The 24,398-nt window shown below is 72.9% G+C and carries 23 protein-coding genes and 1 pseudogene; 17 read left to right on the forward strand and 7 right to left on the reverse strand.

Annotated features, from left to right (window positions below; all coding sequences use genetic code 11):
* The 10 genes from E2C05_RS10590 to E2C05_RS10635 form a co-directional block, all read left to right on the forward strand.
* Positions 1–466, forward strand: a 466-nt coding sequence (locus tag E2C05_RS10590; RefSeq protein WP_205082779.1) for a YbaN family protein, incomplete at its 5' end; no start/stop codon positions are given.
* A gap of 189 nt (positions 467–655) precedes the next feature.
* Entirely contained in the window at positions 656–847 is a 192-nt protein-coding gene (locus E2C05_RS10595; RefSeq protein WP_133219594.1) for a hypothetical protein, read from the forward strand.
* A gap of 87 nt (positions 848–934) precedes the next feature.
* Positions 935–2,131, forward strand: a complete 1,197-nt coding sequence (locus E2C05_RS10600; RefSeq protein WP_133219595.1) for an MFS transporter — start codon at positions 935–937, stop codon at positions 2,129–2,131.
* 59 nt (positions 2,132–2,190) lie between these two features.
* Complete coding sequence (locus tag E2C05_RS10605) at positions 2,191–3,423, forward strand: FAD binding domain-containing protein (RefSeq protein WP_133219596.1); 1,233 nt, start codon at positions 2,191–2,193, stop codon at positions 3,421–3,423.
* Between the two features lie 69 nt (positions 3,424–3,492).
* Positions 3,493–4,407 carry a dioxygenase family protein gene (locus tag E2C05_RS10610; protein ID WP_133219597.1) on the forward strand — a complete coding sequence of 305 codons (915 nt, stop codon included), beginning with the start codon at positions 3,493–3,495 and terminating at the stop codon, positions 4,405–4,407.
* 25 nt (positions 4,408–4,432) lie between these two features.
* Complete coding sequence (locus tag E2C05_RS10615; protein ID WP_133219598.1) at positions 4,433–5,698, forward strand: amino acid ABC transporter substrate-binding protein; 1,266 nt, start codon at positions 4,433–4,435, stop codon at positions 5,696–5,698.
* Between the two features lie 9 nt (positions 5,699–5,707).
* Positions 5,708–6,589: a branched-chain amino acid ABC transporter permease gene (locus E2C05_RS10620; RefSeq protein ID WP_133219599.1), complete on the forward strand. Its 882-nt coding sequence runs from the start codon at positions 5,708–5,710 to the stop codon at positions 6,587–6,589.
* Complete coding sequence (locus E2C05_RS10625; protein WP_133219600.1) at positions 6,586–7,554, forward strand: branched-chain amino acid ABC transporter permease; 969 nt, start codon at positions 6,586–6,588, stop codon at positions 7,552–7,554. Before E2C05_RS10620 ends, E2C05_RS10625 begins: the two co-directional genes overlap by 4 nt.
* The gene (locus E2C05_RS10630) at positions 7,551–8,270 is read left to right on the forward strand and encodes an ABC transporter ATP-binding protein (RefSeq protein ID WP_133219601.1); all 720 of its coding nucleotides are present in this window, start codon (positions 7,551–7,553) and stop codon (positions 8,268–8,270) included. Before E2C05_RS10625 ends, E2C05_RS10630 begins: the two co-directional genes overlap by 4 nt.
* Positions 8,257–8,994 carry an ABC transporter ATP-binding protein gene (locus tag E2C05_RS10635; RefSeq protein WP_240046701.1) on the forward strand — a complete coding sequence of 246 codons (738 nt, stop codon included), beginning with the start codon at positions 8,257–8,259 and terminating at the stop codon, positions 8,992–8,994. Before E2C05_RS10630 ends, E2C05_RS10635 begins: the two co-directional genes overlap by 14 nt.
* 64 nt (positions 8,995–9,058) lie before the next feature.
* Here the strand turns inward: E2C05_RS10635 and E2C05_RS10640 are convergent, their stop codons facing one another.
* Together E2C05_RS10640 and E2C05_RS10645 are read right to left on the reverse strand one after the other, a co-directional pair.
* Positions 9,059–9,943, reverse strand: coding sequence for a VOC family protein (locus tag E2C05_RS10640; protein ID WP_200305344.1), 885 nt, complete (start codon positions 9,941–9,943; stop codon positions 9,059–9,061).
* A 71-nt stretch (positions 9,944–10,014) separates the two neighbouring features.
* Complete coding sequence (locus E2C05_RS10645; protein WP_133219603.1) at positions 10,015–10,944, reverse strand: alpha/beta fold hydrolase; 930 nt, start codon at positions 10,942–10,944, stop codon at positions 10,015–10,017.
* A gap of 191 nt (positions 10,945–11,135) precedes the next feature.
* On the opposite strand from E2C05_RS10645, the gene E2C05_RS10650 reads away from it, so the two are divergent.
* On the forward strand, positions 11,136–12,125 hold the full coding sequence (locus tag E2C05_RS10650) for a Bug family tripartite tricarboxylate transporter substrate binding protein (RefSeq protein ID WP_133219604.1): 990 nt from the start codon (positions 11,136–11,138) through the stop codon (positions 12,123–12,125).
* Positions 12,126–12,435: 310 nt separating this feature from the next.
* Here the strand turns inward: E2C05_RS10650 and E2C05_RS10655 are convergent, their stop codons facing one another.
* Positions 12,436–13,416: a tripartite tricarboxylate transporter substrate-binding protein gene (locus tag E2C05_RS10655; RefSeq protein ID WP_133219605.1), complete on the reverse strand. Its 981-nt coding sequence runs from the start codon at positions 13,414–13,416 to the stop codon at positions 12,436–12,438.
* A 297-nt stretch (positions 13,417–13,713) separates the two neighbouring features.
* Entirely contained in the window at positions 13,714–14,682 is a 969-nt protein-coding gene (locus tag E2C05_RS10660) for a tripartite tricarboxylate transporter substrate-binding protein (protein WP_158292049.1), read from the reverse strand.
* Between the two features lie 303 nt (positions 14,683–14,985).
* Here E2C05_RS10660 and E2C05_RS10665 point away from each other — a divergent pair, with 303 nt between their 5' ends.
* The 4 genes and pseudogenes from E2C05_RS10665 to E2C05_RS10680 all read left to right on the forward strand — a co-directional run bounded on the left by E2C05_RS10665 (position 14,986) and on the right by E2C05_RS10680 (position 21,251).
* Positions 14,986–15,597 carry an NIPSNAP family protein gene (locus E2C05_RS10665; protein ID WP_133219607.1) on the forward strand — a complete coding sequence of 204 codons (612 nt, stop codon included), beginning with the start codon at positions 14,986–14,988 and terminating at the stop codon, positions 15,595–15,597.
* Positions 15,598–15,602: 5 nt separating this feature from the next.
* Positions 15,603–16,418 carry a sugar phosphate isomerase/epimerase family protein gene (locus E2C05_RS10670; RefSeq protein WP_133219608.1) on the forward strand — a complete coding sequence of 272 codons (816 nt, stop codon included), beginning with the start codon at positions 15,603–15,605 and terminating at the stop codon, positions 16,416–16,418.
* Between the two features lie 481 nt (positions 16,419–16,899).
* On the forward strand, positions 16,900–18,111 hold the full coding sequence (locus tag E2C05_RS10675; RefSeq protein WP_133219609.1) for an efflux RND transporter periplasmic adaptor subunit: 1,212 nt from the start codon (positions 16,900–16,902) through the stop codon (positions 18,109–18,111).
* Positions 18,108–21,251: pseudogene (locus E2C05_RS10680) on the forward strand (efflux RND transporter permease subunit). The gene E2C05_RS10675 and the pseudogene E2C05_RS10680 overlap by 4 nt, the downstream one beginning before the upstream one ends.
* Before the next feature lie 244 nt (positions 21,252–21,495).
* Here the strand turns inward: E2C05_RS10680 and E2C05_RS10685 are convergent.
* Genes E2C05_RS10685 through E2C05_RS10695 form a run of 3 tightly spaced genes read right to left on the reverse strand, consistent with a single transcriptional unit; the run spans position 21,496 to position 23,031 of the window.
* Positions 21,496–21,867: an MmcQ/YjbR family DNA-binding protein gene (locus tag E2C05_RS10685; protein WP_133219610.1), complete on the reverse strand. Its 372-nt coding sequence runs from the start codon at positions 21,865–21,867 to the stop codon at positions 21,496–21,498.
* Positions 21,868–21,874: 7 nt separating this feature from the next.
* Positions 21,875–22,804 (reverse strand): histone deacetylase family protein, encoded by a 930-nt coding sequence (locus E2C05_RS10690; protein ID WP_133219611.1) that lies wholly within the window; start codon positions 22,802–22,804, stop codon positions 21,875–21,877.
* A complete protein-coding gene (locus E2C05_RS10695) occupies positions 22,801–23,031 on the reverse strand; it encodes a sulfurtransferase TusA family protein (RefSeq protein ID WP_133219612.1) in 231 nt (76 codons plus the stop codon). Before E2C05_RS10695 ends, E2C05_RS10690 begins: the two co-directional genes overlap by 4 nt.
* A gap of 75 nt (positions 23,032–23,106) precedes the next feature.
* Between E2C05_RS10695 and E2C05_RS10700 the strand changes: the two genes are divergently transcribed.
* Both E2C05_RS10700 and E2C05_RS10705 read left to right on the forward strand, forming a co-directional pair.
* The gene (locus E2C05_RS10700; RefSeq protein ID WP_133219613.1) at positions 23,107–24,003 is read left to right on the forward strand and encodes an ROK family protein; all 897 of its coding nucleotides are present in this window, start codon (positions 23,107–23,109) and stop codon (positions 24,001–24,003) included.
* Positions 24,000–24,398 (forward strand): hypothetical protein, encoded by a 399-nt coding sequence (locus tag E2C05_RS10705; RefSeq protein WP_133219614.1) that lies wholly within the window; start codon positions 24,000–24,002, stop codon positions 24,396–24,398. Before E2C05_RS10700 ends, E2C05_RS10705 begins: the two co-directional genes overlap by 4 nt.

The following is a 24,398-nucleotide window of genomic DNA, read 5'->3' on the forward strand; positions in this document are numbered from 1 at the left end:
CCCGGAGAGCGCCGCCGCCACCGCCGCGCGGGCCCCCGCCGCGACCCCGCCGCGGCGCGGGCCCAGCCGTCCGATGCTGCTCGGCCTCGGCTATCTCTGCCTGGTGCTGGCCGGCATCGGCGCGGTGCTGCCGCTGATGCCGACCACCATCTTCCTGATCGTCGCGGCCTGGGCCTTCGGCCGCGCCAACCCGCAACTGCGCGAGAGGCTGCGGCAGCATCCCCGCTTCGGCGCGACATTGCGCCACTGGGAGGACCATGGGAGCATCAGCCCGCGCGCCAAGCGGGCCGCGCTGGCCGGCATGGCGCTGGGCTGGCTGATGGTGGCGGTGGTCTTCCGCAACCTGGTGGCCTCCGGCATCGCCGGCGCCTGCCTGCTGGCGGTGGCGGCCTATATCCTCAGCCGGCCGTCACATCCCAGGGCGGCCGGGCTGCGGGACGAAACGACCGCGCCGCGGCCGCGCTGAGGGAGCCATGGCGTCGGCGGGGGTCTCCCCTGCGTCCGGCGCGGGTGGGCGCGGCGCCCCGACAGGGGCAATTCGCCATCGCGCTTCCCACATCAGGGCGGACTGGCCGCGCCGCGGCCCGCCTTCCCTTCATGCCCATTCTTCGGCTCGGTCACGCCCCGGCGTGGCCGGCATAGCAGGATAGTCCCCGTGGCACAGACACCGGCGAAAGCCGCCCCCCAGGATGCCCAAGACGCCGCCCGTGTCGAGGAGGAGATCGCCTACCTGGCCAAGCGGCACCGCATCAGCCCCGCCATCGTGCGGGAGATCGTCCGCCGCCTCGGCTCGGCCGAGCGCGCGGCGGTGGAGCGGGAGATCAAGCGCGGCCAGATGCGCCGCTGACCCTGCGGCGCCGGACGGCCGCCCGGCGCCATGGCAGGCGCCGGTCCGCGGATGGACGGCGCCGGCGGACAGGCCCATATGCCTGCGATGCCCGCCGACCCCGCCGGCCCGCCGCCCGGCGCGGCCGTGCCCGTCACCCGCCTGATCCTGCTGCTCGGCATCGCCTCCTTCTCCGGCGCGCTGAGCAGCCGGGTGACCGACCCCTTCGTCACCACCATCGCGGGTGAATTCGGCACCTCGGCCGACCGCGCCGCGCTGCTCGCCACCGCCTTCGCGGTGCCCTTCGCCGCCATCCAGCCCATCCTGGGCCCGGTCGGCGACGCGCTGGGCAAGCGGCGGATCATCCGCGTGGCGCTGCTGCTGCTGTCCGTCTTCGCGCTGCTGGCGCCGCTGGCGCCCGACCTCGGCACCCTGGTGCTGCTGCGGGCGCTGACCGGCATGGCGGCGGGCGGCGTCATGCCCCTCACCCTCGCCACCGTTGGCGATGCGGTGCCGATCGCCGAACGCCAGGTCGCGCTCAGCCGCGTGGTGGTCTTCGCCATCGCCGGGCAGATCGGCGGCGGCGCCATGGCCGGCCTGCTGGCGCCGGTGCTGGGCTGGCGCGGCGTGCTGGCGCTTTGCGGCGCCGTGGCGCTGATCGCCGCCATCCTGCTCTTCCTCATCCCCTTCGGCGGCCCGCCGGAGCCGCGGCGGCGCTTCGAGCCGGCCCGGGCCATCCAGCGCTACCGCCACATCCTCGGCCTGCCCGCCGCCCGCCTGCTCTATGCCGGCGTCTTCGTCGAGGGCGTGCTGGTCTTCGGCAGCTTCCCCTACCTCGCCCCGGTGCTGGAGGCGCGCGGCCTGGCCCCCGGCGGCAATGCGGCGCTGGAGGCGGGGCTGGCGGTCGCCGCCTTCGGCTGCGGCGGCTTCGCCTATGCCGCGCTGGCGCGGCCCATGCTGGGGCGCCTCGGCCAGTCCCGCATGGTAAAGGCGGGCGGCATCATCGCCGGCCTGGCTTTGCTGGGCTTCGCCTTCGCCCCGGCGGCCTCGCTGTTCATCGCCGCCGGCCTGGTGCTGGGGACCGGCTTCTACATGGTCCACAACAGCATCCAGACCCGGGTGACGGAGGTGGCGCCGGAGGCGCGGGGCTCCGCCGTGGCGCTGCATGCCTGCCACTTCTTCGCCGGCCAGTCGCTGGGGCCGGTGGCGATGGGCCTGGCCATCGGCGGGCTGGGCGCGCCGGCGGCCTTCGCCATCGCCGCCGCGGGGCTGGCCATGCTGGGGCTGCGGCTGGGGCGGCGCTGAGGCTTGCGCCGCGTCGCGCGGCCTGCTGCCCTGGCGGCAAGCAGCAGAGAGGGACGCGCATGCCGCAGGCAACAGCGCGGCGCGCCATCGTCATCGGCGGCTCGGTCGGCGGGCTGTTCGCCGCCAACCTGCTGCTGCGCCGCGGCTGGGACGTGCAGGTGCATGAGCGGGCGACCGGCGGGCTGGAATCGCGCGGCACCGGCATCGCCCACCATCCGGAGACCGAGGCGATCATGCGGGAAGCCGGCGTCCGGGACGAGCAGGCGCCCGGCGTGCGCGTGCCGGGCCGCTGCGCGGTGGATGCCGCAGGGCGGGTGGTGGCGCGGCAGGACTACCCGCAATACGTCACCGCCTGGGGCCGCGTCTTCAACCCGCTGCGCCGCGCCTTCCCGGCGGACCGCTACCATCACGGCCGGGACCTGGTCGCGGTCACGCAGGATGCCGATGCCGTCACCGCCCGGTTCGCCGACGGCGCGCAGGTGACGGCCGACCTGCTGGTGGGCGCGGACGGCTTCCGCTCCGCCGTGCGGGCCACGGTCGCGCCGCAGGTCGCGCCCATCTATGCCGGCTATGTCGGCTGGCGCGGGGTGGTGGAGGAAGCCGAGTTCTCCCCGGAATTCGCCCCGGTCTTCGAGCAGTTCACCTTCGGCTTTCCCGGCCGGGGCCAGACGGTCGGCTACCCCATCCCCGGCCTCGACGAGAGCGTCGCGCCCGGTCGGCGGCGGTACAATTTCCTCTGGTACTACCCGGTGGATGGCGGCGCCGCGCTGACGGACCTGCTGACGGATGCTAGCGGCCGGGCCCATGCCTATTCCATCCCGCCCGCGCTGATCCGGCCGGACCATGCGGCGGCGCTGCAGGCGGATGCCGCGGCGCGCCTGCCCGCCCCCTATGCCGAGGCGCCGGCGCGCGCCCGGCAATTCCTGGTGCAGCCGATCTACGACCTGGAAAGCCCGGGGATGGCCTTCGGCCGGGTGGCGCTGCTGGGCGATGCCGCCTTCGTCGCCCGGCCGCATGTCGGCACCGGCGTGCTGAAGGCGGCGCAGGATGCGCTGGCGCTGGCCGAGGCGCTGGCCGAGGCGGCCGACATCCCGGCCGCGCTGGCGCGCTACGCCGCCGCGCGCATCCCGCCGTCCCGCGCCGCGGTGGCGCGCAGCCGCCGCCTGGGTGCCTTCATCGAGCGGCGGCTGCCGCAGCCGGAGGCCGAGCCGGCGCTGGGCCTGACCCTGCCTCGCCTGCTGGCGCTGAGCGGCCGGCCGGTGGAAGGGATATCGGAGGGGATTGCGGATTGACCGCAGGGCCGGGGCCCGCGCATCGTTACCCTAACTGCGCCGCCGAGGCGCGACGAGGGAGCGACCGCGATGCCCGATCTCGATCGGATGGGCGTGACCGCCGAGGCGCTGGCGCAGATGGCGAAGACGCCGGACCCGCGCCTGCGCGAGATCATGGATGCCGCCATCCGCCACCTGCACGAGTTCGCGCGGGAGGTGGAGCTGAAGCCCGACGAATGGCTGGCCGGCATCGCCTTCCTGACCGCCGTCGGCCAGGCCTGCACGCCCTTCCGGCAGGAATTCATCCTGCTGTCCGACGTGCTGGGCCTGTCGCGCCTGGTGAACGTGATGCACGACGCCAAGGGGCGGGAGGCGGCGGGGACCGAGACCAGCCTGCTGGGCCCCTTCTTCCGCGAGAAGGCGCCGGAATTCGCCGCCGGCGAGAGCATCGCCGCGACCGACAAGGGCGGCGAGGAGATCATCCTGTTCGGCGAGGTGACGGATGCCGAGGGCCGGGCGGTCGCGGATGCCGAGATCGACATCTGGCAGGTGGATGCCACAGGCCTGTATGACCTGCAGGCGAACGACGCCGAGCACATGGACATGCGCGGCCGCTACCGCACCGACGCGCAGGGCCGCTTCCACATGCGGACGGTGAAGCCGATCGGCTATTCCATCCCGATGGACGGGCCGGTCGGGCAGTTCGTGCAGAAGCAGGACCGCCACGGCATGCGGCCGGGCCACATCCATATCCTGGTGCAGGCGCCGGGCTACCGCGAGCTGGTCACCGCGCTCTACATGGGCGACGACCCGAATATCGGCAGCGACACGGTGTTCGGCGTCTCGGACTCCCTGGTGGTGATGCCGCGGCGCGGCCAGCCGGGCGCGCCGCGCGCCGACCTGCCCGCCATACGCTACGATTTCCGCCTCTCGCGCCTCGCCGCCGGGGAGAGCGGCGGGCGCGTCGGCGCCGACCCATCGCAGATGATGCCAGCCGCGGAATAAGCGGCGACACAGGGAGGACACAAGAATGACCGAGATGACCCGCCGCGGGCTGGGGCGTGCGGCGATGGCCGGCGCCATCTCCACCGCCGCCGGCGCCTTCCCGGCGCTGGCCCAGGGCAGCAACCCGATCCGCATCGGCTATGCCATGTCGCTGTCGGGCGGGCTGGCGGCCAATGGCCGCTCCTCCCTCCTCGCGCACCGGATCTGGGCGGAGGACGTGAACGCCAGGGGCGGGCTGATGGGACGGCCGGTGCAGATCGTCTCCTACGACGACCAGTCGAACCCGGCCAACGTCCCCTCGCTCTACACCAAGCTGATCGACGTCGATAAGGTGGACATCGTCACCTCGCCCTATGCGACGGCGATGATCGCGCCGTCCATGCCCGTCATCATGCAGCGCGGCATGACCTATGTGTCGCTGTTCGGCGCCGGGGTGAACGAGAAGCTGCGATACGACCGCTACTTCTCGATGAACGTCACCGGCGACGACATCAAGGGCACCTATGCCCGCGGCTTCCTCGAATGCACGAAGATGCTGCCGACGCCGCCGCGCACCATCTCCATCCTCGCCGTCGACAACGACTTCGCGCAGCGCGCGGCCGAGAGCGTGCGCAGCATGTCCCGCGAATACGGGCTGCGGATCGTCTACGACCGGTCCTATCCGCCGACCACGGTGGATTTCACGCCGACCATCCGCGCCATCCAGGCGGCGCGGCCGGACGTGGTCTTCTTCGCGTCCTACCCGCCGGATTCGAACGGCATCCTGCGCGCCGTCAGCGAACTGAAGCTGACCGCGGCGCTGTTCGGCGGCGGCATGGTGGGGCCGCAGATCGCGGCGGTGCAGGCGCAGCTTGGCCCCATCCTGAACAACCTGGTGAACTGGGACGTCTATTCGCCCGAGCCGACCATGAAGTTCCCCGGCGTCGAGGCCTTCCAGGAGAAATACCGCGCCCGCGCCCCGCAGGAGCAGACCGACGTGCTGGGCAACTACCTGCAGCCCTATGCCTATGCCCAGATGCAGGTGGTGGAGCAGGCGGTGAACCGCGCCCGCAGCCTGGACCAGGCGGCGCTGGCCGCCGACATGAAGGCCAACCCCTTCAGCACCATCGTCGGCGACGTCAAGTTCGGCAATCTCGGCGAATGGGCGACGCCGCGGAACCTGTTCGTGCAGTTCCAGAACATCACCGATGGCGACCTGGAGAAGTACAAGCGCCCGGGCACCAAGGTGATCCTGTATCCGCCGGAACTGAAGTCCGGCACGCTGCGGACCCCCTACGGCGCCCCGGCCTGAGGCCGGGGGATGGACCCCACGCTTTCGCTGCTGCTGAACGGGATCGTCAGCGGTTTGCTGCTCGGCGGGCTCTACGCCGCCGCGGCCAGCGGCCTCGCCGTCTCCTTCGGCATGCTGGACATCGTGAACATCGCGCATCCCGCGCTGATGGTGGCGGCGGGCTTCGCGGTAATCCTGCTCGGCGGCGCGCTGGGGCTGGACCCGCTGCTGATGGCGCTGCTGGTGGCGCCGGCCTTCGCGCTGCTGGGGATGGGGATCTACACCGCCTACCACCATTTCTTCGAACGGCGGGGCGACGAGGCGCTGCAGGGCCTGGCGTTCTTCTTCGGCGTCATGTTCATCATCGAGGTCGGGCTGGTGATGGCCTTCGGGCCGGAGCAGCGCTTCCTCGACCCCGACTGGGCCTTCACCACCTGGCGCTTCGGCGAGATCGACGTGCCGCTGCGGATGCTGATCCCGGCGCTGGTCTCGCTGGCGGCCATCGGGCTGCTCTGGCTGTTCCTGCAGCGGACCTTCATCGGCCTGGCGATCGCCGCGGTGGCGCAGGATGCGCAGGCGCTGCGGCTGATGGCTGTGGACCCGGTGCGGATCAAGCGGCTGGCCTTCGGCATCTCGGTCGGCTTCGCCGCCATCGCCGGCGGCGCGCTGGTGGTGGTGCAGCCGATCGAGCCCTCCTCCCACCATGTCTTCATCGGCCGGGTCTTCGCGGTGTGCATCATGGGCGGCATGGCCAGCCTTTCGGGCTGCGTCATGGCGGCGCTGCTGTTCGGCGTGGTGGAGAACCTGACGGCCAGCTTCTTCGGCCCGTCCTGGTCGCCGGCGGTCGCCTTCGGCTGGCTGCTGCTGGTGCTGGCGGTGCGGCCGCAGGGCCTGTTCGGGAGGGCGGCATGAGCGCGACCGCCCTGCCGGCGCCGGCGGTGGCGGGCGAGCGCCGCCACCTCTCCTACTGGCTGGGGGCCACCGCCGTCGCGGTCGCGCTGGCCGTGGCGCTGCGGCTGCTGGGCAACGAATATGGCTGGTATGCTGGCTATTTCGTCCTGCAATACGTCGTCCTGGCGGCGGCCTGGAACATCCTGGGCGGCTATGCCGGCTACGTGAATTTCGGCGCCGCCGGCTTCATGGCGGCGGGGTCCTACACCGCCATCGTGCTGTACGAGAGCATGGGGCTTGGGGTGATCCCCGGCATCCTCGGCGGGGCGGTAGTGGCGGGGCTGCTCGGCCTCGGCACAGGCTACCTGACGCTGCGGCTGCGGGGGGTGTATTTCTCCATCGCCACGCTCTGCCTGGCGGTGGTGCTGCAGACGCTGATCGTGAACTGGGATTACGTGGGCGGGTCGCGCGGGGCCTACATCATCCGCCCGATGACGGTGCCGGGCTTCGCCAGCTATGGCGAATACATCTTCATCGTCATGCTGGTGCTGGCGGTGCTGGCGGTGGGCATCGGCCGTACCGTCGAGATGTCCCGCCTCGGCACCGGATTGCAGGCGATCCGCGACAACGAACGCGCCGCCGAAGCGGTGGGCGTGCCGACGCTGCGGCTCAAGCTGATCGCCTGCACCCTGTCGGGCGCGCTGATGGGCGTGGCCGGCGCGCCGCTGCCCTTCTATGCCGGCTACATCAACCCGGAAGGCGCCTTCAACCTGGCCTATGCCGTGAACTCCATCGCCATGCCGCTGATCGGCGGCGCCGGCACCTGGCTCGGCCCCGTCATCGGCGCGGTTCTGCTGGCGACGCTGCAGCAGGCGGCGACCGTGACCATCTCCTCCGCGCTCAATCTCTGGATCGTCGGCTGGATGCTGGTGATCTTCGTCGCCCTGTTCCCGCGCGGCATCATCGGCTGGTTCCGCAACCGATGAGCGGCGCGGTCCTGCTGCGCGCGGAAGGCGTCGGCAAGCGCTTCGGCGGCTTCACCGCGCTGGCCGATGTGAATATCGAGTTGCGGGCGGGCGAGAGGCTGGGGCTGATCGGCCCCAACGGGTCCGGCAAATCCACCTTCGTCAACTGCATCAGCGGCGACTTCGCTGCGCATGACGGCAAGGTCACCCTGGGCGGGCAGCTTCTGGACGGGCTGAAGCCGCACCGCCGCGCGCGGCTGGGCCTCGCGCGCACCTTCCAGCTGCCGCAGCCCTTCGCCAGCCTGACCGTCCTGGAGAATGTGCGCGTGCCGCTGCTGTTCGCGGGCGAGGCCGCGCATGCCAGCGCGCGCGCCTTCGAATGCCTGGAGCAGGTGGAGCTGGCCGCCAAGGCCGACAAGCTGCCGAAGGAGCTGACGCAGGTGGAGCAGCGCCGGCTGGAGCTGGCACGGGCCATTGCCCTGCGGCCGCAGCTGCTGATCGCGGACGAGGCGATGGCGGGACTTTCGCACGCCGAGGTCGACCAGATCATCGCCTTGCTGCTGCGCATGAACGCGGCCGGCACGGCAGTGATCATGATCGAGCACATCATGCGTGCGGTGACGGAATTCTCCGAACGCCTGGTGGTCTTCGTCGCGGGACGCAAGATCGCGGATGGCGAGCCGCGCGAGGTGCTGGCCATGCCGGAGGTCGAGGGAGCCTATCTTGGCAAGCAGTAGCGCGCTGGAGCTGTCCGGGATCGATGCCGGCTATGGCGCGGTGCGGGTGCTGGAGGATGTCTCGCTGACGGTGCCCGCCGGGCAGACGGTGGTGCTGCTGGGCACCAATGGCAACGGCAAGACCACGCTGATGCGCAGCATCATGGGCCAGGTGCGGCCGACGGCGGGCCGCGTGCGGGCGGTCTTCGACGGCGTGGCGACCGACCTGGTGGGGCTCTCGCCCGAGCAGGTCGTGGAGCTTGGCATCGTGCTGGTGCCGGAGGGGCGGCGGCTGTTTCCGCGCCTGAGCGTGGAGCAGAATCTCCGCCTCGGCGCGTACAGGCCGGTGGCGCGGGAGAGGCTGGCGGAGAATCTCGCGCTCTGCTTCGAGATGTTCCCGCGGCTGAAGGAACGCCGCGCGCAGCTTGTCGGCAGCATGAGCGGAGGCGAGCAGCAGATGGTCGCGCTCGGCCGCGCGGTCATGTCGGCGCCGCGCATCCTGCTGGTGGACGAGCCTTCGGTGGGCCTCGCCCCCATCCTGGTGGCGCGGACGATGGAGATGATCGCGGAGATGAAGCAGCGGCTCGGCCTGACGGTGCTGATGGCGGAGCAGAATTTCCACCAGGCCGTCCGCATCGCCGACCGGGGATATGTGATCGTCCACGGCAAGATGGTGTTCGAGGGCGAGTCGGCCGCCGCCCTGCAGGACAACGAACTCGTCCGAAAAGTCTATCTCGGACTCTGACTCGAGGTTTCCAAAGGCCTTTCGGCCTTTGGCGGGAGAGCGCGAGAGGGCAGAGCCCTCTCGCTTAGGCGGGCGGCATCGCCCAGGCCAGTTCCTCGTGCCCGGTCGCATAGATCAGGTTGGTCGTCGCGGGATTCCGGTTCACCAGCTTGCGCATGAACAGCGGATGCGTGGTGGACCGGCATTCGTGCTCCACCTCGAACAGCAGCTTGCCGTTGTCCGGGTCCACCAGCTTGATGAAGCGGTACTGGTGGGCGCTGTCCTCCTGGCTGATCAGCCCGCGTTCGGCGAGTTTCGCGTGCACGCCGCCGAAATCGACGAAGGCCAGCTGGATGTGGTGGCCGTCATAGGCCGGCTGCGGCGCGTCGGTCTCGCGGAAGGTCAGGTATTGCCCCGGCGCGACCAGCACGCGGGCGACGCCGTCCACCACCGCGGCGGGGGCCGACACGATCTCCCGGTAGAAGCGGACGATGCCGTCCAGCGTGCCGGGGGCGACGTCGAACTCGACATAGGGGATGCCGAGGAGGATGCGGCCGAAGCGGTCGGCATCCGGCGCATGGCAGCGGATGCGGTTGCCCCAGGGGCAGGTGACCGCGACATGGTCCTCCCGCTCCTCGAAGGAATAGAGCGTCCCGTCCAGCCAGCGGCGGGCGGTCTGCAGGCGGTGGAGGAGCTGCTCGCGGTTCGGCAGCACCAGGCCGATGCTGCCGCGCAGCCGCTGCGCCGGGCCGGTCGGCAGGTGGAACTGGCTGACGCCGGCATTGGCCCACATGTTCTCGATGCCCGTCACCAGGTACGGGTCGCGCGTCAGGCCCAGCGCCGAGATGTAGAAGGCGGTCGCCTTCAGCTGGTCGGGCACGCGCAGGTTCACATGCTGCAGCTCGACCGAGTTGCCGAGGGATTCCTCGGTGCGGTTCCAGGGGCAGTCCGGCTTGGTCATGCCGTCCATCGTCTCGTCCCTCCTGCTCAGAGACCGTGAAGCTATCGACTCTGCGACGGCAGGCCTGCCGTCAGCCACTCTCAGGCCCGGCGGACGGAGCGCGCCAGCGCCGCCAGCTCGCGGTTGAAGCGCGGCGCATCCTCCCAGAAGGGGGCGTGGCCGATGCCGTCATAGACCGAAAGCGTCGCGCCCGGCACGACGCCGGCGGTGTAGCGGCCCATGGACACATCCACCGCCTTGTCCAGCGCGCCGTGCGTCACCAGCACGGGGATGTCGAGCGCCTTCAGCCGCGCCTCGATGTCCAGCGGCCGTCCCTGCAGCGCCATGCGGACATGCCGCGGCACCATCATGTTGAAGGCCAGCATGGTCTCGAAGTCGGACGCGGTGGGCTGCAGCTCGAAGCATTCGCGCAGGAAGGCGACGGTGCCGCGGATGGCGGTGGCAGGGTCGTCCGACAGGCCGGTGGCCGGCGTGTTGAAGCGGCCGGCGCGGCCGAAGCGCTTCGGATCGGCGACCGAGGCGGTGGCGCCCACCCAGTTCATCGCGCCCAGCGCGGCATGGCCATGGGCGTTCAGGTAGTCCCCCATCACCCGCCCGCCATAGGACCAGCCGACCAGCACCGGCTTCGAGAGGGAAAGCTGGTCGATCACCGACTTCACGTCGTCGGCCCAGACCTGGCCGGGCTTGTAGTGCTGGTCGCCCTCCGGCTTGCCGCTCATCCCATGGCCGCGCAGGTCGATCGCCACCAGGCGGAATTCCCGCGCCAGGTCGGGGTCGCGGGTCTGCCGGTCCCAGGACATGGCCGCCTGCTGGTAGCCATGCACCAGCAGGATCGCCTGGCCCTGCGGGTTGCCATACTCGTAGGCGGCGATCGTCACGCCATCCGGCGCGCGGACGGCATGGCGGCGATAGGGCAGCGCAGGCGCGGCCGGCGGCGTCTGCGCCTGTGCCAGCCGGATGGGCGCGGCAGGCAGGGCGGCGGCGCCGACCCCGGCCAGGCCTGCGGACATGATGCTTCGGCGATCCTGCAAGGTCCCCTCCCCGGGGCTTTATCGTGGCAGGCTCGCATGCCGGGCGGCGGCGCGGCAAGCCGGCCGGACGGGCGCGGCCTGCCCTGCCCCGGCCCCCCGGCTTCGTGCTTGCGCCGCGCCGGCGGCCCTTGGCAGGCTTGCCGGCACAAGAAGGACGCGGGAGGAAGACGATGCCGAACAAGCCTGGCCGCCGGCGCCTGCTCGCCGGCCTCGGCATGCTGCCGCTGGCGCGGCCCGCCCCCGCCCAGACCGCGGCGGACCCGGCCTATCCCAGCCGCCCCATCCGCGTGGTCATCGGCTTCCCGCCCGGGGGCGGGGTGGACACGCTGGCGCGGCCGACCTTCCAGCGCCTGGGCGACCGGCTGGGCGTCTCGATCCTCATCGACAACCGCGCCGGCAACAACGGCAACATCGCCATGGACCATGTCGCGAAGTCGCCGGCCGATGGCTACACGCTGTTCTTCGGCAATGTCGGCAACTACACCACGCATGCGCTCTTCCCGAACCTGGGCTTCGATACGCTGCGGGACTTCGCCTTTGTCGGCCAGGTGACGATGGGGCCGCTGGCCATCGCGGTGCCGGCCGACTTCCCGGCGCGCACCTTGCAGGACCTGATGGACATGGCCCGCGCCCGGCCGGGCATGCTGAACATGGGCTCCGGCGGGTCGGGCGGCGTGCCGCATTTCGCCTTCGAGCAGTTCAAGCGCATGGCCGATCTCGACATCGTCCATGTGCCCTATCGCGGCAGCGGCCCGGCCTTCCAGGACCTCGTGGCCGGCCGGGTGCAGATGATGATCGACGGCTATTCGCTGATGAAGGGCGGGCATGAGGCGGGGCGGGTGCGGGTGCTCGCCCTCACCTCCCGCCGGCGGCATCCCAGCCTGCCGGACGTCCCGACGGTGGATGAGGCGGGGCTGCCCGGCTACGAATTCACCTCCTGGTCGGCGCTGGCGGCGCCGGCGGGCACGCCGCCCGCCATCCTCCGGCGGCTGGAGGACGGGCTGGGCTGGGTGATGGAGAACAGCGACCTGCCGCGGGTGATCCTCGGCTTCGCCAATTTCCCGCGCTTCGCCACGGGGGCGGAGGTGCGGGAACGCCTGGTGCGCGACCGCGAGAGCTGGACGCGCATGGCGAAGGAAGCGGGGATCGTGGCGGATTGAGCGGCCCGGGCGGTGCGCGGCAGGCCATGCACCGCCCGTGGCATGGCCCTCTGCCGCGGGCCGGAGCGGGTCGCGGCGCGTGGATCCGCCCCGGATGACCTTGAGCGGATCGCGGAGCGCCGTGAACGGCCCGGAGCGTGACTCTGCCCTGAAAACAACACGCTACAGCGGCGCGGCGTTCAATTCTGAAACTAAGCCGCTGGAGCCTGGGGCGGCCGGGGCGTTCGGAGGCACGCAGAAGCCGCTGCTGGCGCCGCAGGGATGCGGCGCGCGGTTCCCGGGCGGGCCGCGACACGGCCCGCGCTGGGGTTCAGTCGGCGTATTGCCCGGCCGCCTGGATGATCGGCCGCCACTTGGCGGTGTCGGCCTGCCAGAAGCGGCGATGCGCGTCCGGCGTCGCCATCTCCTGCGCCACCGGCGCGGTGCCCAGCTCGGCGAAGCGGGCGACCAGCTTGGGATCGCGCAGCGCCACCTGCAGCGCCTGGGAGAGGCGCTGGGTCACCGCCGCCGGCGTGCCCTTCGGCGCGTACAGCCCGTGCCAGACGGTGATCTGGAATTCCGGCAGCCCGCCCTCGGCCGAGGTCGGGACATTCGGCAGCGGCGACAGGCGCTGCGGCGTGGTGACGGAGAAGACCTTCACCGCGCCGCTGTTGATCTGCTCGGTCGTGTTGGTGGTCTGGTCGCAGAGCAGGTCCACCCGGCCGGCGAGCAATTCCTGCATGGCCGGCGCGGTGCCGCGGAAGGGCACGGTGGTCATGGGCGTGTCGACCGCCTTCATCAGCAGCAGGCCGCAGAGATGGCTGGCGGCGCCGATGCCGGCATTGGCGTAGTTCAGCTTCTCCTTGTCGCGGCGGATGACGGCGATGGCCTCGGCCAGGGTATTGGCCGGGAAGTCCTTGCGCGCCACCAGGGTCATCGGCACCTCGGTGACCAGGCCCACCGTCTCGAACCCGCCGACCGGGTCATAGGCCAGGCGGCGGTACAGCGTCGGCGCCGTCGACATGCCGATATGGTGCAGCAGCAGGGTGTAGCCGTCCGGCCGGGCCTGGGCGACGCGCTGGGCGCCGATGGTGCCGCCGGCGCCGCCGGCATTCTCCACCACGATGGTCTGGCCCAGGTCGCGGCCCATCGCCTCCGCCGCCAGTCGCGCCACCGTGTCGGTCGGGCCGCCGGCAGCGAAGGGGACGATCATGGTGATGGGGCGGGCCGGGTATTGCTGCGCGGCCACGGGGGCGGCGGCGAGGCCCGTGGCGGCCAGGGCGAGCAGCGCCCGGCGGGCGAGGCGGGACATGCGGAACTCCTCTTCGGTGCCGGCGGCCGGGCCGCGCGGTCTTCGGTGCGCGGCTGGTCGGATACCGGGACGCGGCTGTCAACTATGCAATGCGGCGGTCATTCGTTCCTCGCGGCGCATCAAGCCCGCGTGTCCCGGACCGGGCGCCACGCGACGGAGGGCGCTGCCGGAAGGGCGGGTGCGCTCGCCCGGCGGGCGCCGATCCAGGCCCCCGCGCGTGCCGCGGCCGCCGGCGTCCGGGCATTCGCGCCCGCCCGCGATCCGCCCCGGCCCGCGCGGCGATCCCGGCCGCGGACCTCAATCCGGCTGGACGCCCGCGGCGCGCAGCAGGGCGATGCCCCGGTCCATCTCCCGCCGCATCCAGGCCATCAGCGCCGCCTGGGTCCCGGCTTCCGGCAGCGGCTGCACGCCCAGCTCCGCCAGGCGGGCCGCCGCCCGGTCGCGCGATGCGGCGATCGCCATCCCCAGGGCGGCGAGGACCGCCGGCGGGGTGCGGGCCGGCGCCAGCGCCACCAGCCAGGATTCCGCGCGGAATTCCGGCAGCCCGGCCTCGGCGGCGGTCGGCACCTCCGGCAGGCCGGCGAAGCGCTGCGGCCCGGCGATGGCCAGCCCCCGCACCGTGCCGCCGCGGACATGCCCGCCGGCCGAGGCCACCGGGTCCACGGTGAAGATCGCCTCGCCGGTGATCACCGCCTGCATGGCCGGGCCGCCGCCGCGGTAATGCACCGGCTGGATGTCCGTGCCGGTGACGGCGCGGAACACCTCGCCCGCGACATGCACGGCGCTGCCGATGCCGGCGCTGGCGAAATGGTGCCGCCCCGGCTCCGCCCGCAGCCGCGCCACCAGTTCGGCCAGGGTCGCCAGGCCGGATCGGGGGTTCACGACCAGCACCTGCGGGATGCGGCCGATCATGGCGATGCCGCTGAAATCCGCGATGGGGTCCACCGGCGGCCGCGCCACCAGCGCCGGCGCCAGCACATGGCCGTTGGAGTGGATGAGGATGGTCTGGCCATCCGGCGCCGCCTTCGCCACGGCATCCATGCCGACCAGGCCGGCGGCGCCGCCCGGCCGGTTCTCCACCACCCAGGGCTGGCCGAGCGCGCCACCCGCCGCTTCCGCCACCACCCGCGCGACCACGTCGGTGGTGCCGCCGGGGGCGAAGGGGACGACGACGCGCACCGGGCGGTCCGGCCGCCAGCCCTCCGGCGCCTGGGCGCGGGCGGCGGCGGGCAGCGCGGCAAGGGTCAGCAGGTGGCGGCGGCGCATGGCGGTCCTCTCCCGGTTCGTTGCGCGGCGCATGGCAGCAAGGCACCGGCGCGTCCAGGGCCACGGGAGGGGCTTTGGCCTTCCCGCACCGACCCCACCGGGGCCTCCGGCGAGGCCCCTTGCCCCGGCAGTGGTTCAATCGCCATGGGAGGGGCCCCTCCCATGGCGATCAATCAGACCGGTCCAGGGGTCGCCTGACCCCTGGTGGCGGGAACGCGAGGGGGGCGACGGCCCCCTCGCCCGCGGTTGCGCCCCGGGCAGCGCCCCTGCACCATCCGCGCACATCGCGCCCGGGGGCCGTCCATGCAGCGTTTCGAACTTGCCTTCCTCTCCACCACCATCGGCGCCGCGCCCAAGGCCGCGCCGGCGATCGAGGCCTGGGCGAAGGAGGGGAAGGGCAGGCTGCACGCCGTCTGGGCCTCCGAGGTCGGGCTGCTCAACCAGATCCTGGTGCTGCGCAGCTTCGCCGATGACGCGGCGATGGCGGCCGAGAAGCAGCGCGCGCTGACCAGCAGCAGCCCCTTCGGCTGCGGCGAATGGCTCACCGGCCTGTCGATGGACGGCTATGCCCCCTTCCCCTTCATCCCGCCGGTGCCGGAGGGCGGCGATCTCGGCCCGGTCTATGAAGTGCGCAGCTACATCTTCAAGACCGGCGGCCTGGCGCCGACCATGGCCGCCTGGCAGGAGCAATTGCCGGCGCGGCTGGAGCTTTCGCCGCTGGTCGTCGCCATGCATGCCGTGGATGGGCCGCCGCGCTTCACCCATATCTGGGCCTACAAGTCGATGAACGACCGGCTGGCGATCCGCGCCGACGCCATCGCCCGCGGCATCTGGCCGCCCAAGGGCGGGCCGACCTGGCTGCAGGAGATGCGCAGCACGCTCTGCCTGCCGACCGCCGTCTCGCCCCTGAAGTAGGCGGGATGGAGCCGGTCTTCAGCCTGGCGCATCTCACGGTGCTCGACCTGCCGCCGCCCGCGGTGATCCGGGTGGCGGCGGCGGCGGGATGCCGGGCGGCCGGGCTGCGGCTGCTGCCCGTCGCGCCCGGCGCCGCCGGCTACCCATTGCAGGACGACCCCGCCCTGCTGCGGGAGACGCTGGCGGCCATGGCCGATACCGGGGTGGCGGTCGCCGACCTGGAGATCGTCATGCTGCGGCCGGACACCCGCGTGGCGGAATTCCTACCGATGCTGGAAGCCGGGGCGCGGCTGGGTGCGAAGCATGTGCTGGTGGCCGGCTACGACCCGGAGGAAGCGCGGCTGACCGCAAGCTTCGCCGCCTTCTGCGAGGCGGCGGCGGGCTTCGGCCTGACAGGCGACCTGGAATTCATGCCCTGGACGGCGGTGCCGGACCTGCCGGCGGCGATCCGCGTGGTGCGCGGCGCGGCGCAGCCCAATGGCGGCGTGCTGGTGGATGCGCTGCATGTCGACCGGTCCCGCAGCCGGGTGGCGGACTTGGCCGCGGTGCCGCCGGGCTGGCTGCACTACTGGCAACTCTGCGACGCGCCGGCCGAGCGGCCCACCACCACCGAGGGCCTGCTGCACACGGCGCGGGCCGAGCGGCTGTTCCCCGGCGAGGGCGGGCTGGACCTGCTGCCGCTGGCGCGGGCGATGCCGCCGGCGATCCCGGTGAGCCTGGAGATCCCGACGCTGGAATTGGCGAAGACCCTGGGGCCGGAGGCGCGGGCGCGCCGAGCGGTGGACGGAGCCCGGCGGGTGCTGGCGGCGGCGCGGGGCTGAGCGCCCGGCCCGGGGCGGGCTGCATTCGCGGTCGCCCGGACAGAAGGCCCTGGTCCATCGCCGGCACGGCATCCCCGCGGGTTCGGGCGTTCCATGCGGACAGGATCGACCCCGGCAGGCCCGGCGGCGCGGCCCGCCGGAGGTCAGGCCGCGTGCCGCCGGGGCCGGCCTCGGCCGCACGGTCGGCCAGCCGGGGGCACCCGCCTTCGCCGGTGACCCTCCGCATCGGCCGGCGGGGCCGGGAACCGGGCGCGGGCGGGCATGGACCCGCGGTTGCCCGGCCCTGCCTCGCAGGGGGGTTGCCCGGATCGGGGGGCGGCGCATGCCGCCGCCTCGCGCGCGCGGCCAGGGCCGGCGGATGCGACAAGACGGCCGATCCCGATCGATGGCCTGTCACCGCGCCTGATCTGGCCGGAGCGTAAGCCGCCGGCCACCGAACCGCAGGTTGCCGCTCTCGTTGCCTGCCGGGGACCCCGACCGCATGCGCATCCGACGCGCCCTGACCGGCGCCTGCCTGACCCTTGCCCTGTTCGCCGGCGGCATCGCCGCCTGGCGGCTCCTGGCCGAGCCGGCCGCAGGCGCGCCGCGGGAGGCCGGGCAGGACCCGGCCGTCATCGTCACCCTGGCGGCGGCGCAGGCACGCGACGTGCCGGTCTGGCGCAGCGGCCTGGGCAGCGTCCAGGCCTTCCAGAGCGTGACGATCCGCAGCCGGGTGGATGGCCAGCTGGACCGCGTGGCCTTCACCGAAGGGCAGGATGTGGAGAAGGGCGACCTGCTGGCGGAGATCGACCCGCGACCCTACCAGGCGGCGCTGGACCAGGCAGTGGCGCAGAAGGCACGGGACGAGGCGCAGCTGGCCAATGCCCGGCTCGACCTGCAGCGCTATGCCACCCTGGCGCAGACCCAGTTCGCCTCCCGCCAGCAGCTCGACACCCAGCGCGCCACGGTCGCGCAATTCGAGGCGACGGTGCAGGCCGATGCCGCGGCGATCAACAATGCCCGCACCCAGCTCGGCTACACGCGGATCACGGCGCCGATCGCCGGCCGGCTCGGCGTGCGGCTGGTGGATGCCGGCAACATCGTCCGCGCCGGTGACCCGACCGGGCTGGTGGTGATCGCGCAGGTGCATCCCATCGCCCTGCTGTTCACCCTGCCGCAGGACGAGCTGGGCGAGGTGCTGCGCCGGCAGCGGGAGGCCGTGGGCGGGGCGCCGCCCGATGCAACGCCCGGCGCCCCGGCCGAGCCGCCCGCCAATGGCCTGCCGGTGCAGGCGCTGTCGCGCGACGGCCGCGTGCTGTCGGAAGGACGGCTGCTGCTGGCCGACAACCGCATCGACCCCGGCAGCGGCACCATCCAGCTGAAGGCCGCCTTCGCCAACCGCGACGACGCGCTCTGGCCCGGGCAGCTGGTCAGCGCCCGGCTGCTGCTGGAGACGCGGCGGGGCGCCGTCACCGTGCCGCCCGCCGCCGTGCAGCGCGGGCTGGACGGCCCCTTCGTCTTCGCGCGCATGCAGGACGGCACGGTGGCGCTGCGCAAGGTGCGGCTCGGCCCGCTCTCGGACGGGGTGATGGTGATCGAGGAGGGGCTGCAGCCTGGGGAGCAGGTGGTGACGGACGGCACGCAGCGCCTGCGCCCCGGCGCGCGGGTGCGCGAAGCCCCGGGCCAGCCCCAGGCGCAGGCGTCGCGCGGATGAGCATCTCCGCCCCCTTCATCAGGCGGCCCATCGCCACATCGCTGCTGATGGCGGCCATCGTGCTGCTGGGCATCGTCGGCTACCCGCTGCTGCCGGTGGCGCCGCTGCCGCAGGTGGAATTCCCCACCATCCAGGTCAGCGTGCAGTATCCGGGCGCCAGCCCGGAGACGATGGCCAGCGCGGTGGCGACGCCGCTGGAACGGCAATTCGCCCAGATCCCCGGCGTCAGCCAGATCGTCTCCACCAGCGCGCTGGGCAATACCAGCATCGCGGTGCAATTCGTGCTGTCCCGCAGCATCGACGCGGCGGCGCAAGACATCCAGACCGCCATCAACCAGGCCGGCGGCCAGCTGCCGCCCGACCTGCCCTCCCCGCCGCTGTATCGCAAGGTCAACCCGGCCGACCCGCCGGTGGTCATCATCAGCGTCCAGTCGGACATCCTGCCGATCGAGCAGGTGGACGACTATGCCGACACAAGGCTGGCGCAGCAGCTTTCGCAGATCACCGGCGTCGGCCAGGTGAATATCACCGGGGAGCAGAAGCCGGCCATCCGCATCCGGCTGGACCCGGACCTGGTGGCGGCGCTCGGCCTCGGGCTGGAAGACGTGCGGACGGTGGTGAACAACGCCACGGTGGACCGCCCCAAGGGCGCCTTCGAGGGACCGCGCCAGGCCTTCGCCGTGCTGGCCAACGACCAGGTGCTGGCGGCCAAGCGCTGAGAGGAGGTGATCATCGCCTGGCGCAACGGCGCGCCGGTGCGGCTGGGCGATATCGGGCAGGCGGTGGACGGCGCAGAGAACCGGCTGCTGGCCGCCTGGCAGAACGGCCGGCGCGGCGTGGCGCTGGTGGTGTTCAAGCAGCCCGGCGCCAATGTGGTGGAGGTGGTGGGCCGCATCCGGGAGGCGCTGCCGAAATTGCGCGCCGCGGTGCCGCCGGCGGTGGACGTGCAGGTCGTCTCCGACCGCACCACCACCATCCGGACCTCGGTCTCCGACATCGAGACGAGCCTGGCGCTGACCTTCGGCCTGGTGGTGCTGGTGGTGCTGGCCTTCCTGCGGGACTGGCGGGCGACGCTGCCGCCGGCGCTGGTGGTGGTGGTGGCCGTGCTCGGCACCGTCGCGCTGATGGTCCCGGCCGGATTCAGCCTCGACAACCTCTCGCTCATGGCGCTCGTCATCGCCGTCGGCTTCGTGGTCGATGACGGCATCGTGGTGCTGGAGAACATCTACCGCCGGGTGGAGGAGGGCGAGGACCCGCGCCGCGCGGCCGAGGAGGGCGCAGCCGAGATCGGCTTCACCGTCGTCGCCATCAGCGTCTCCCTGATCGCCGTGTTCATCCCGCTGCTGCTGATGGGCGCGGTGGTGGGGCGGCTGTTCCGTGAATTCGCCCTGGTGGTCACCGGCACCATCCTGCTCTCGGTCTTCGTCTCGCTGACGCTGGTGCCGACGCTGTCGGCGCGGCTGCTGCGGCGGCGGGCGGCGCAGCGGCGGCGGCCGGGCCTGCTGGGGTGGCTGGACCGCGGGCTGGAGGCGGCCTTCGCGCGGCTGGACGCGGGCTATGCCCGGGCGCTGGACCTCGCCCTGCGCCGCCGCGGGCTGATGCTGGGCGTCTTCGCCGCGACCCTGGCCGCGACCGTCGGGCTCTACATCCTCATCCCCAAGGGCTTCTTCCCGCAGCAGGACACCGGCTTCATCACCGGCACGGCGGAGGCGGCGCCCGACACCTCCTTCGCCGCCATGTCGGAGAAGCAGGTGGCGCTGATGGAGATCATCCGCGCCGACCCGGCGGTGGCGAATGTGCTGGCCACGGCGGGCGCGACCGGCGGCACCCAGACCTCCAACACCGGCCGCTTCTTCATCGACCTGAAGCCGCACCGCCACCGCGACGCGACGGCGGGCGAGGTGATCGCCCGGCTGCGGGCGAAGCTGCAGCAGGTGCCGGGCGTCACGCTGTACCTGCAGGCGGCGCAGGACATCAACCTCTCCGCCCGCGGGTCGCGCACCCAGTACCAGTACGTGCTGCGCGACCCGGACCTCGAGGAGCTGAACGCCTGGGCGCCGCGCATGCTGGAGCGGATGCGCGGCATGCCGCAGCTGACCGACGTGGCGACGGACCAGCAGCCGGGCGGCCCCACCGCGAAGCTGACCATCGACCGCGACCTGGCGGCGCGCTTCGGCATCCAGCCGCGGCTGATCGACGACACGCTGGCCGACGCCTTCGGCCAGCGCGTGGTGGCGCAGTGGTTCACCCAGCTCACCTACTACCGCGTCATCATGGAGCTGGACCCGGCGCTGCAGGCCGACCCGCAGGCGGTGCTGAAGCGGCTGTACCTGCAATCGCCGGTGACCGGGCAGCGGGTGCCGCTCTCCACCTTCGTCACGGTGGACACCTCCGGCACCGCCTATCTCTCCATCAGCCACCTCAACCAGTTCCCGGCGGTGACGCTGTCCTTCAACCTGGCGCCCGGCGTGTCGCTGGGAGAGGCGACGCAGGCGATCGAGCAGGCGCGGGAGGCGTTGGGCGCGCCGGCCTCCGTGCAGGGCGTGTTCCAGGGCAATGCGCAGGCCTTCTACGCGGCGCTGGCCAACCAGCCCTACCTGATCGCGGCGGCGATCGTCGCGGTCTACATCATCCTCGGCATGCTCTACGAGAGCTATGTCCACCCGCTGACCATCCTCTCGACGCTGCCCTCGGCCGGGCTGGGGGCGCTGGTCTCGCTCTGGCTGCTCGGCTTCGGCCTCGACGTCATGGGACTGATCGGCATCATCCTGCTGATCGGCATCGTGAAGAAGAACGGCATCATGCTGGTGGATTTCGCGCTGCAGGCGCAGCGCCAGCGCGGCGCCGGCGCGGTTGAGGCGATCCGCGAGGCCTGCCTGAAGCGCTTCCGCCCCATCCTGATGACGACCATGGCGGCGGTGCTGGGCGCGGTGCCGCTGGCGCTCGGCATCGGCACGGGGGCGGAGCTGCGGCAGCCGCTGGGCATCGCCATGATCGGCGGGCTGCTGGTCAGCCAGGTGCTGACGCTGTTCACCACGCCGGTGGTGTTCATCGCGCTGGGCCGGCTGGCGGAGCGGCGGCCGCGCGCCCGGGCGCAGGCCGCGCCGCCGGACGGCGCGCGGGCGGCGGGGGCGGATTAGGACGGATCCCGCTCAGGTGGAATCACCCGAGCGGGCGAAGATGCCCGTAGGGTCAGATGACGAGAGCGGTTGCCGTGAGCCATGGCGAACGGAAACCGCTCCCTGGCGGATCGTCGAGGGACGTGGCCGCCGCGACCCGTGCCTCCGTCCCGACGAGACGATGGTGCAGCGGCGCGGCGTCCATGTCCGAAGGCAGGCCGCCGCGGGACGGATCGCGGCACGCCGTGCCGCCGGGGTCACCGGGTCAGGTGGATCGGCTGCCCGGCAGGTCGTCGGCGGCCTCGTCCAGCGCCTTCGCCAGCCGCTTCGGCGCCACATTGCGCCAGGCGGCCGCCAGCGCATCCTGCAGCATCTCGGCCTCCACGGTGCCGGGCGCCAGCCGCGTCCATCCCTGACGGCCCCAGCCGCCCGCAACGGGCGCGAAGAGCGCGGGCCATTCCGCCACGCGCAGCGCCTGCTGCTCCGGCCGGAATTTCAGCACCACCGCGCCATCGGCATGCAGCGTGGCGAAGATCTTCCCGCCGACGCGGAAATCCGCCTTGCCCATATGCGCGCCCGCCTCGGCGCCGGGCAGCGCGAGGGCGAGGCGGCGGACATCCTCGGGACCCAGGCTCATCCGCGCCTCAGGCCCGCATCAGCACCCGCACATGCGCCGCCGTGCTGTGCGCCAGCGCATCCAGGTCGTAGCCGCCTTCCAGCAGGCTGACGACCTTGCCGCGGCAGTGCTTCTCGGCGATGGCGCAGAGCTCGGCGGTCAGCCAGGCGAAATCCGGCTCCCGCACCCGCAATTGCGCCAGCGGGTCGCGGGCATGCGCATCGAACCCGGCCGAGATGACGACGAGGTCCGGCGCGAAGGCCTGCACCGCCGGCAGCAGGATGTCGGCCCAGGCGGCGCGGAAGGCGGCGCCATCGGCGCCCGGCGGCAGGGTGGCGTTGAAGACGTTGCCCACCCCCTTCTCCCGCACATCGCCGGTGCCGGGATAGAGCGGCCATTGGTGGGAGGAGGCGTAGAGGATGCTGGCATCCCCCTCCACGCAGGCCTGGCTGCCATTGCCGTGATGGACGTCGAAGTCGATGATCGCCACGCGCGCCGCGCCGTGCTGCGCCTGGGCATGCCGCGCCGCCACCACCGCATTGGCGAAGAAGCAGAAGCCCATGGGGCGCGACGGTTCGGCATGGTGGCCGGGCGGCCGGGTGGCGCAGAAGGCGCGCCGCACCTCCCCCGCCATCACCGCATCGGTCGCCGCCACCGCGGCGCCGGCGGCGCGCAGCGCGGCCTCGGCGCTGCCATGGCTCATGATGGTGTCGGCATCCAGCGGCACGCTCTCCCCCGCCGCGGGCCGGATGCCGAGGATGGCGTCCACATAGTTGCGCGGATGCACCCGGCAGAGCTGCTCCACCGTCGCTTCCGGGGCCTCGTCCCGGATCAGATCGGAAAAATCCTCCTGGTCCAGGGCCTTCAGCACGGCGCGCAGCCGGTCCGGGCATTCCGGGTGGAAGTCGCCGGGGTCGTGCAGCAGGCAGGCCCGGTGGGTCAGCAGCAGCGTGCTCATGCGGGCCTCTTCTGCAGGACGAAGCGGTAGATGCCCGCTTCCTCGGTGGAGGCGACCAGTTCATGCCCGGTCTCGGCGCAGAACGCGGAAAAATCCTTCACGCTGGCGGGATCGGTGGCGAGGACGGTGAGGCGCGCGCCCGCCGGCAGGCCGCGCAGCGCCTTGTTGGCCTTCAGCACGGGCAGCGGGCAGGTCAGGCCCTGCACATCGAGGAGCGTGTCCGACATTCCGGCAAGTCCAGCACCCGGGCCCGGCCGCCGCAAGGCTTGCGGCGGGGGCGGCCCGCCCGCACCTTGCCGGACATGTGGCGCATCGGCATCGACCTGGGCGGTACCAAGACGGAGATCGCGGCGCTGGACGCCGCCGGCCAGGTGCGGCTGCGCCGCCGCGCGCCCACGCCGCCGGACTATGCCGGCGTCATCGGCCTGGTCGGCGGGATGGTGGCGGCGGCGGAGGCGGAGTTGGGCGGGCCCGGCACGGTGGGCCTCGGCATCCCCGGCAGCCTGTCCCCCGCCACCGGGCTGGTGCGCGGGGCGAATTCCACCTGGCTGAACGGCGGAAGGCTGGACGCCGACCTGGCGGCGCGGCTGGGCCGGCCCGTGCGGATCAGCAACGACGCCAACTGCCTGGCGATGAGCGAGGCGGCGGACGGCGCCGGCGCGGGCTACGGGACCGTCTTCGCCGTCATCCTCGGCACCGGGGTCGGGGCCGGGATCGTCCAGGGCGGCCGCATCCTGGAAGGGCGGAACAGGGTCGCGGGCGAATGGGGCCACAACCCGCTGCCCTGGATGACGGAAGACGAATTCCCCGGCCCCCGCTGCTGGTGCGGCAGGCGCGGCTGCATCGAGGCCTTCCTCTGCGGCCCGGCCCTGGCCGCCGAGGCCGACGGGCCGGGGGCGCGCGATGCCAGCCCCCTGCCCGCCCGCGCCGCCGCCGGGGATACGCGCGCCGCCGCGGCGCTGTCCCGCCATGCCGACCGGCTGGCGCGCGCCCTGGCGCATGTGGTGAACATCCTGGATCCGGACTGCATCGTCCTGGCGGGGGGCCTGTCCAACATGGAACATCTCTACGCGGCCGTGCCCGCCGCCCTGGCGGGGCATGTCTTCTCCGACGTGGTCGGCACGCCGCTGCTGCGGGCGCGGCATGGCGACAGTTCCGGCGTGCTGGGCGCGGCGCGGCTGTGGGACGCGGCGGCATGAACGGGATCGCCCGCGGGCTGCCGGCCGGGCTGCTCTATGGCGCGCTGGCCTTCCTCGCCGGCGCGGTGCTGGGGCCGATCCGGGAATTGCTGCTGGCGCCGGCCATCGGCGGGTTGCCGGCGGCGCTGGTGGACGGCGCGGCGATGGCCGTCGCCCTGTTCCTGCTGGCCCGCATCGCCGCGCGACGCCTGCCGGCGGATGCGGGGCGGGACCCGCGCGCCGGCATGGCCGGGGCCGGCGTGCTGGTGGTGCTGCTGGCGGAACTCGCGCTGGGCGCGGCACTCGAAGCCTCCGGCCTGTCGCTGCAGCGGGCGGTGCGCAGCGGCTGGGAACAGGCGGTGGGCCTGCTGCTGCTGGCCTGGCTGGCGGCGCTGCCCTTCCGGGTGCGCCGGTAG

This window comes from Paracraurococcus ruber (assembly GCF_004353985.1).
Lineage (GTDB): Bacteria > Pseudomonadota > Alphaproteobacteria > Acetobacterales > Acetobacteraceae > Paracraurococcus > Paracraurococcus ruber.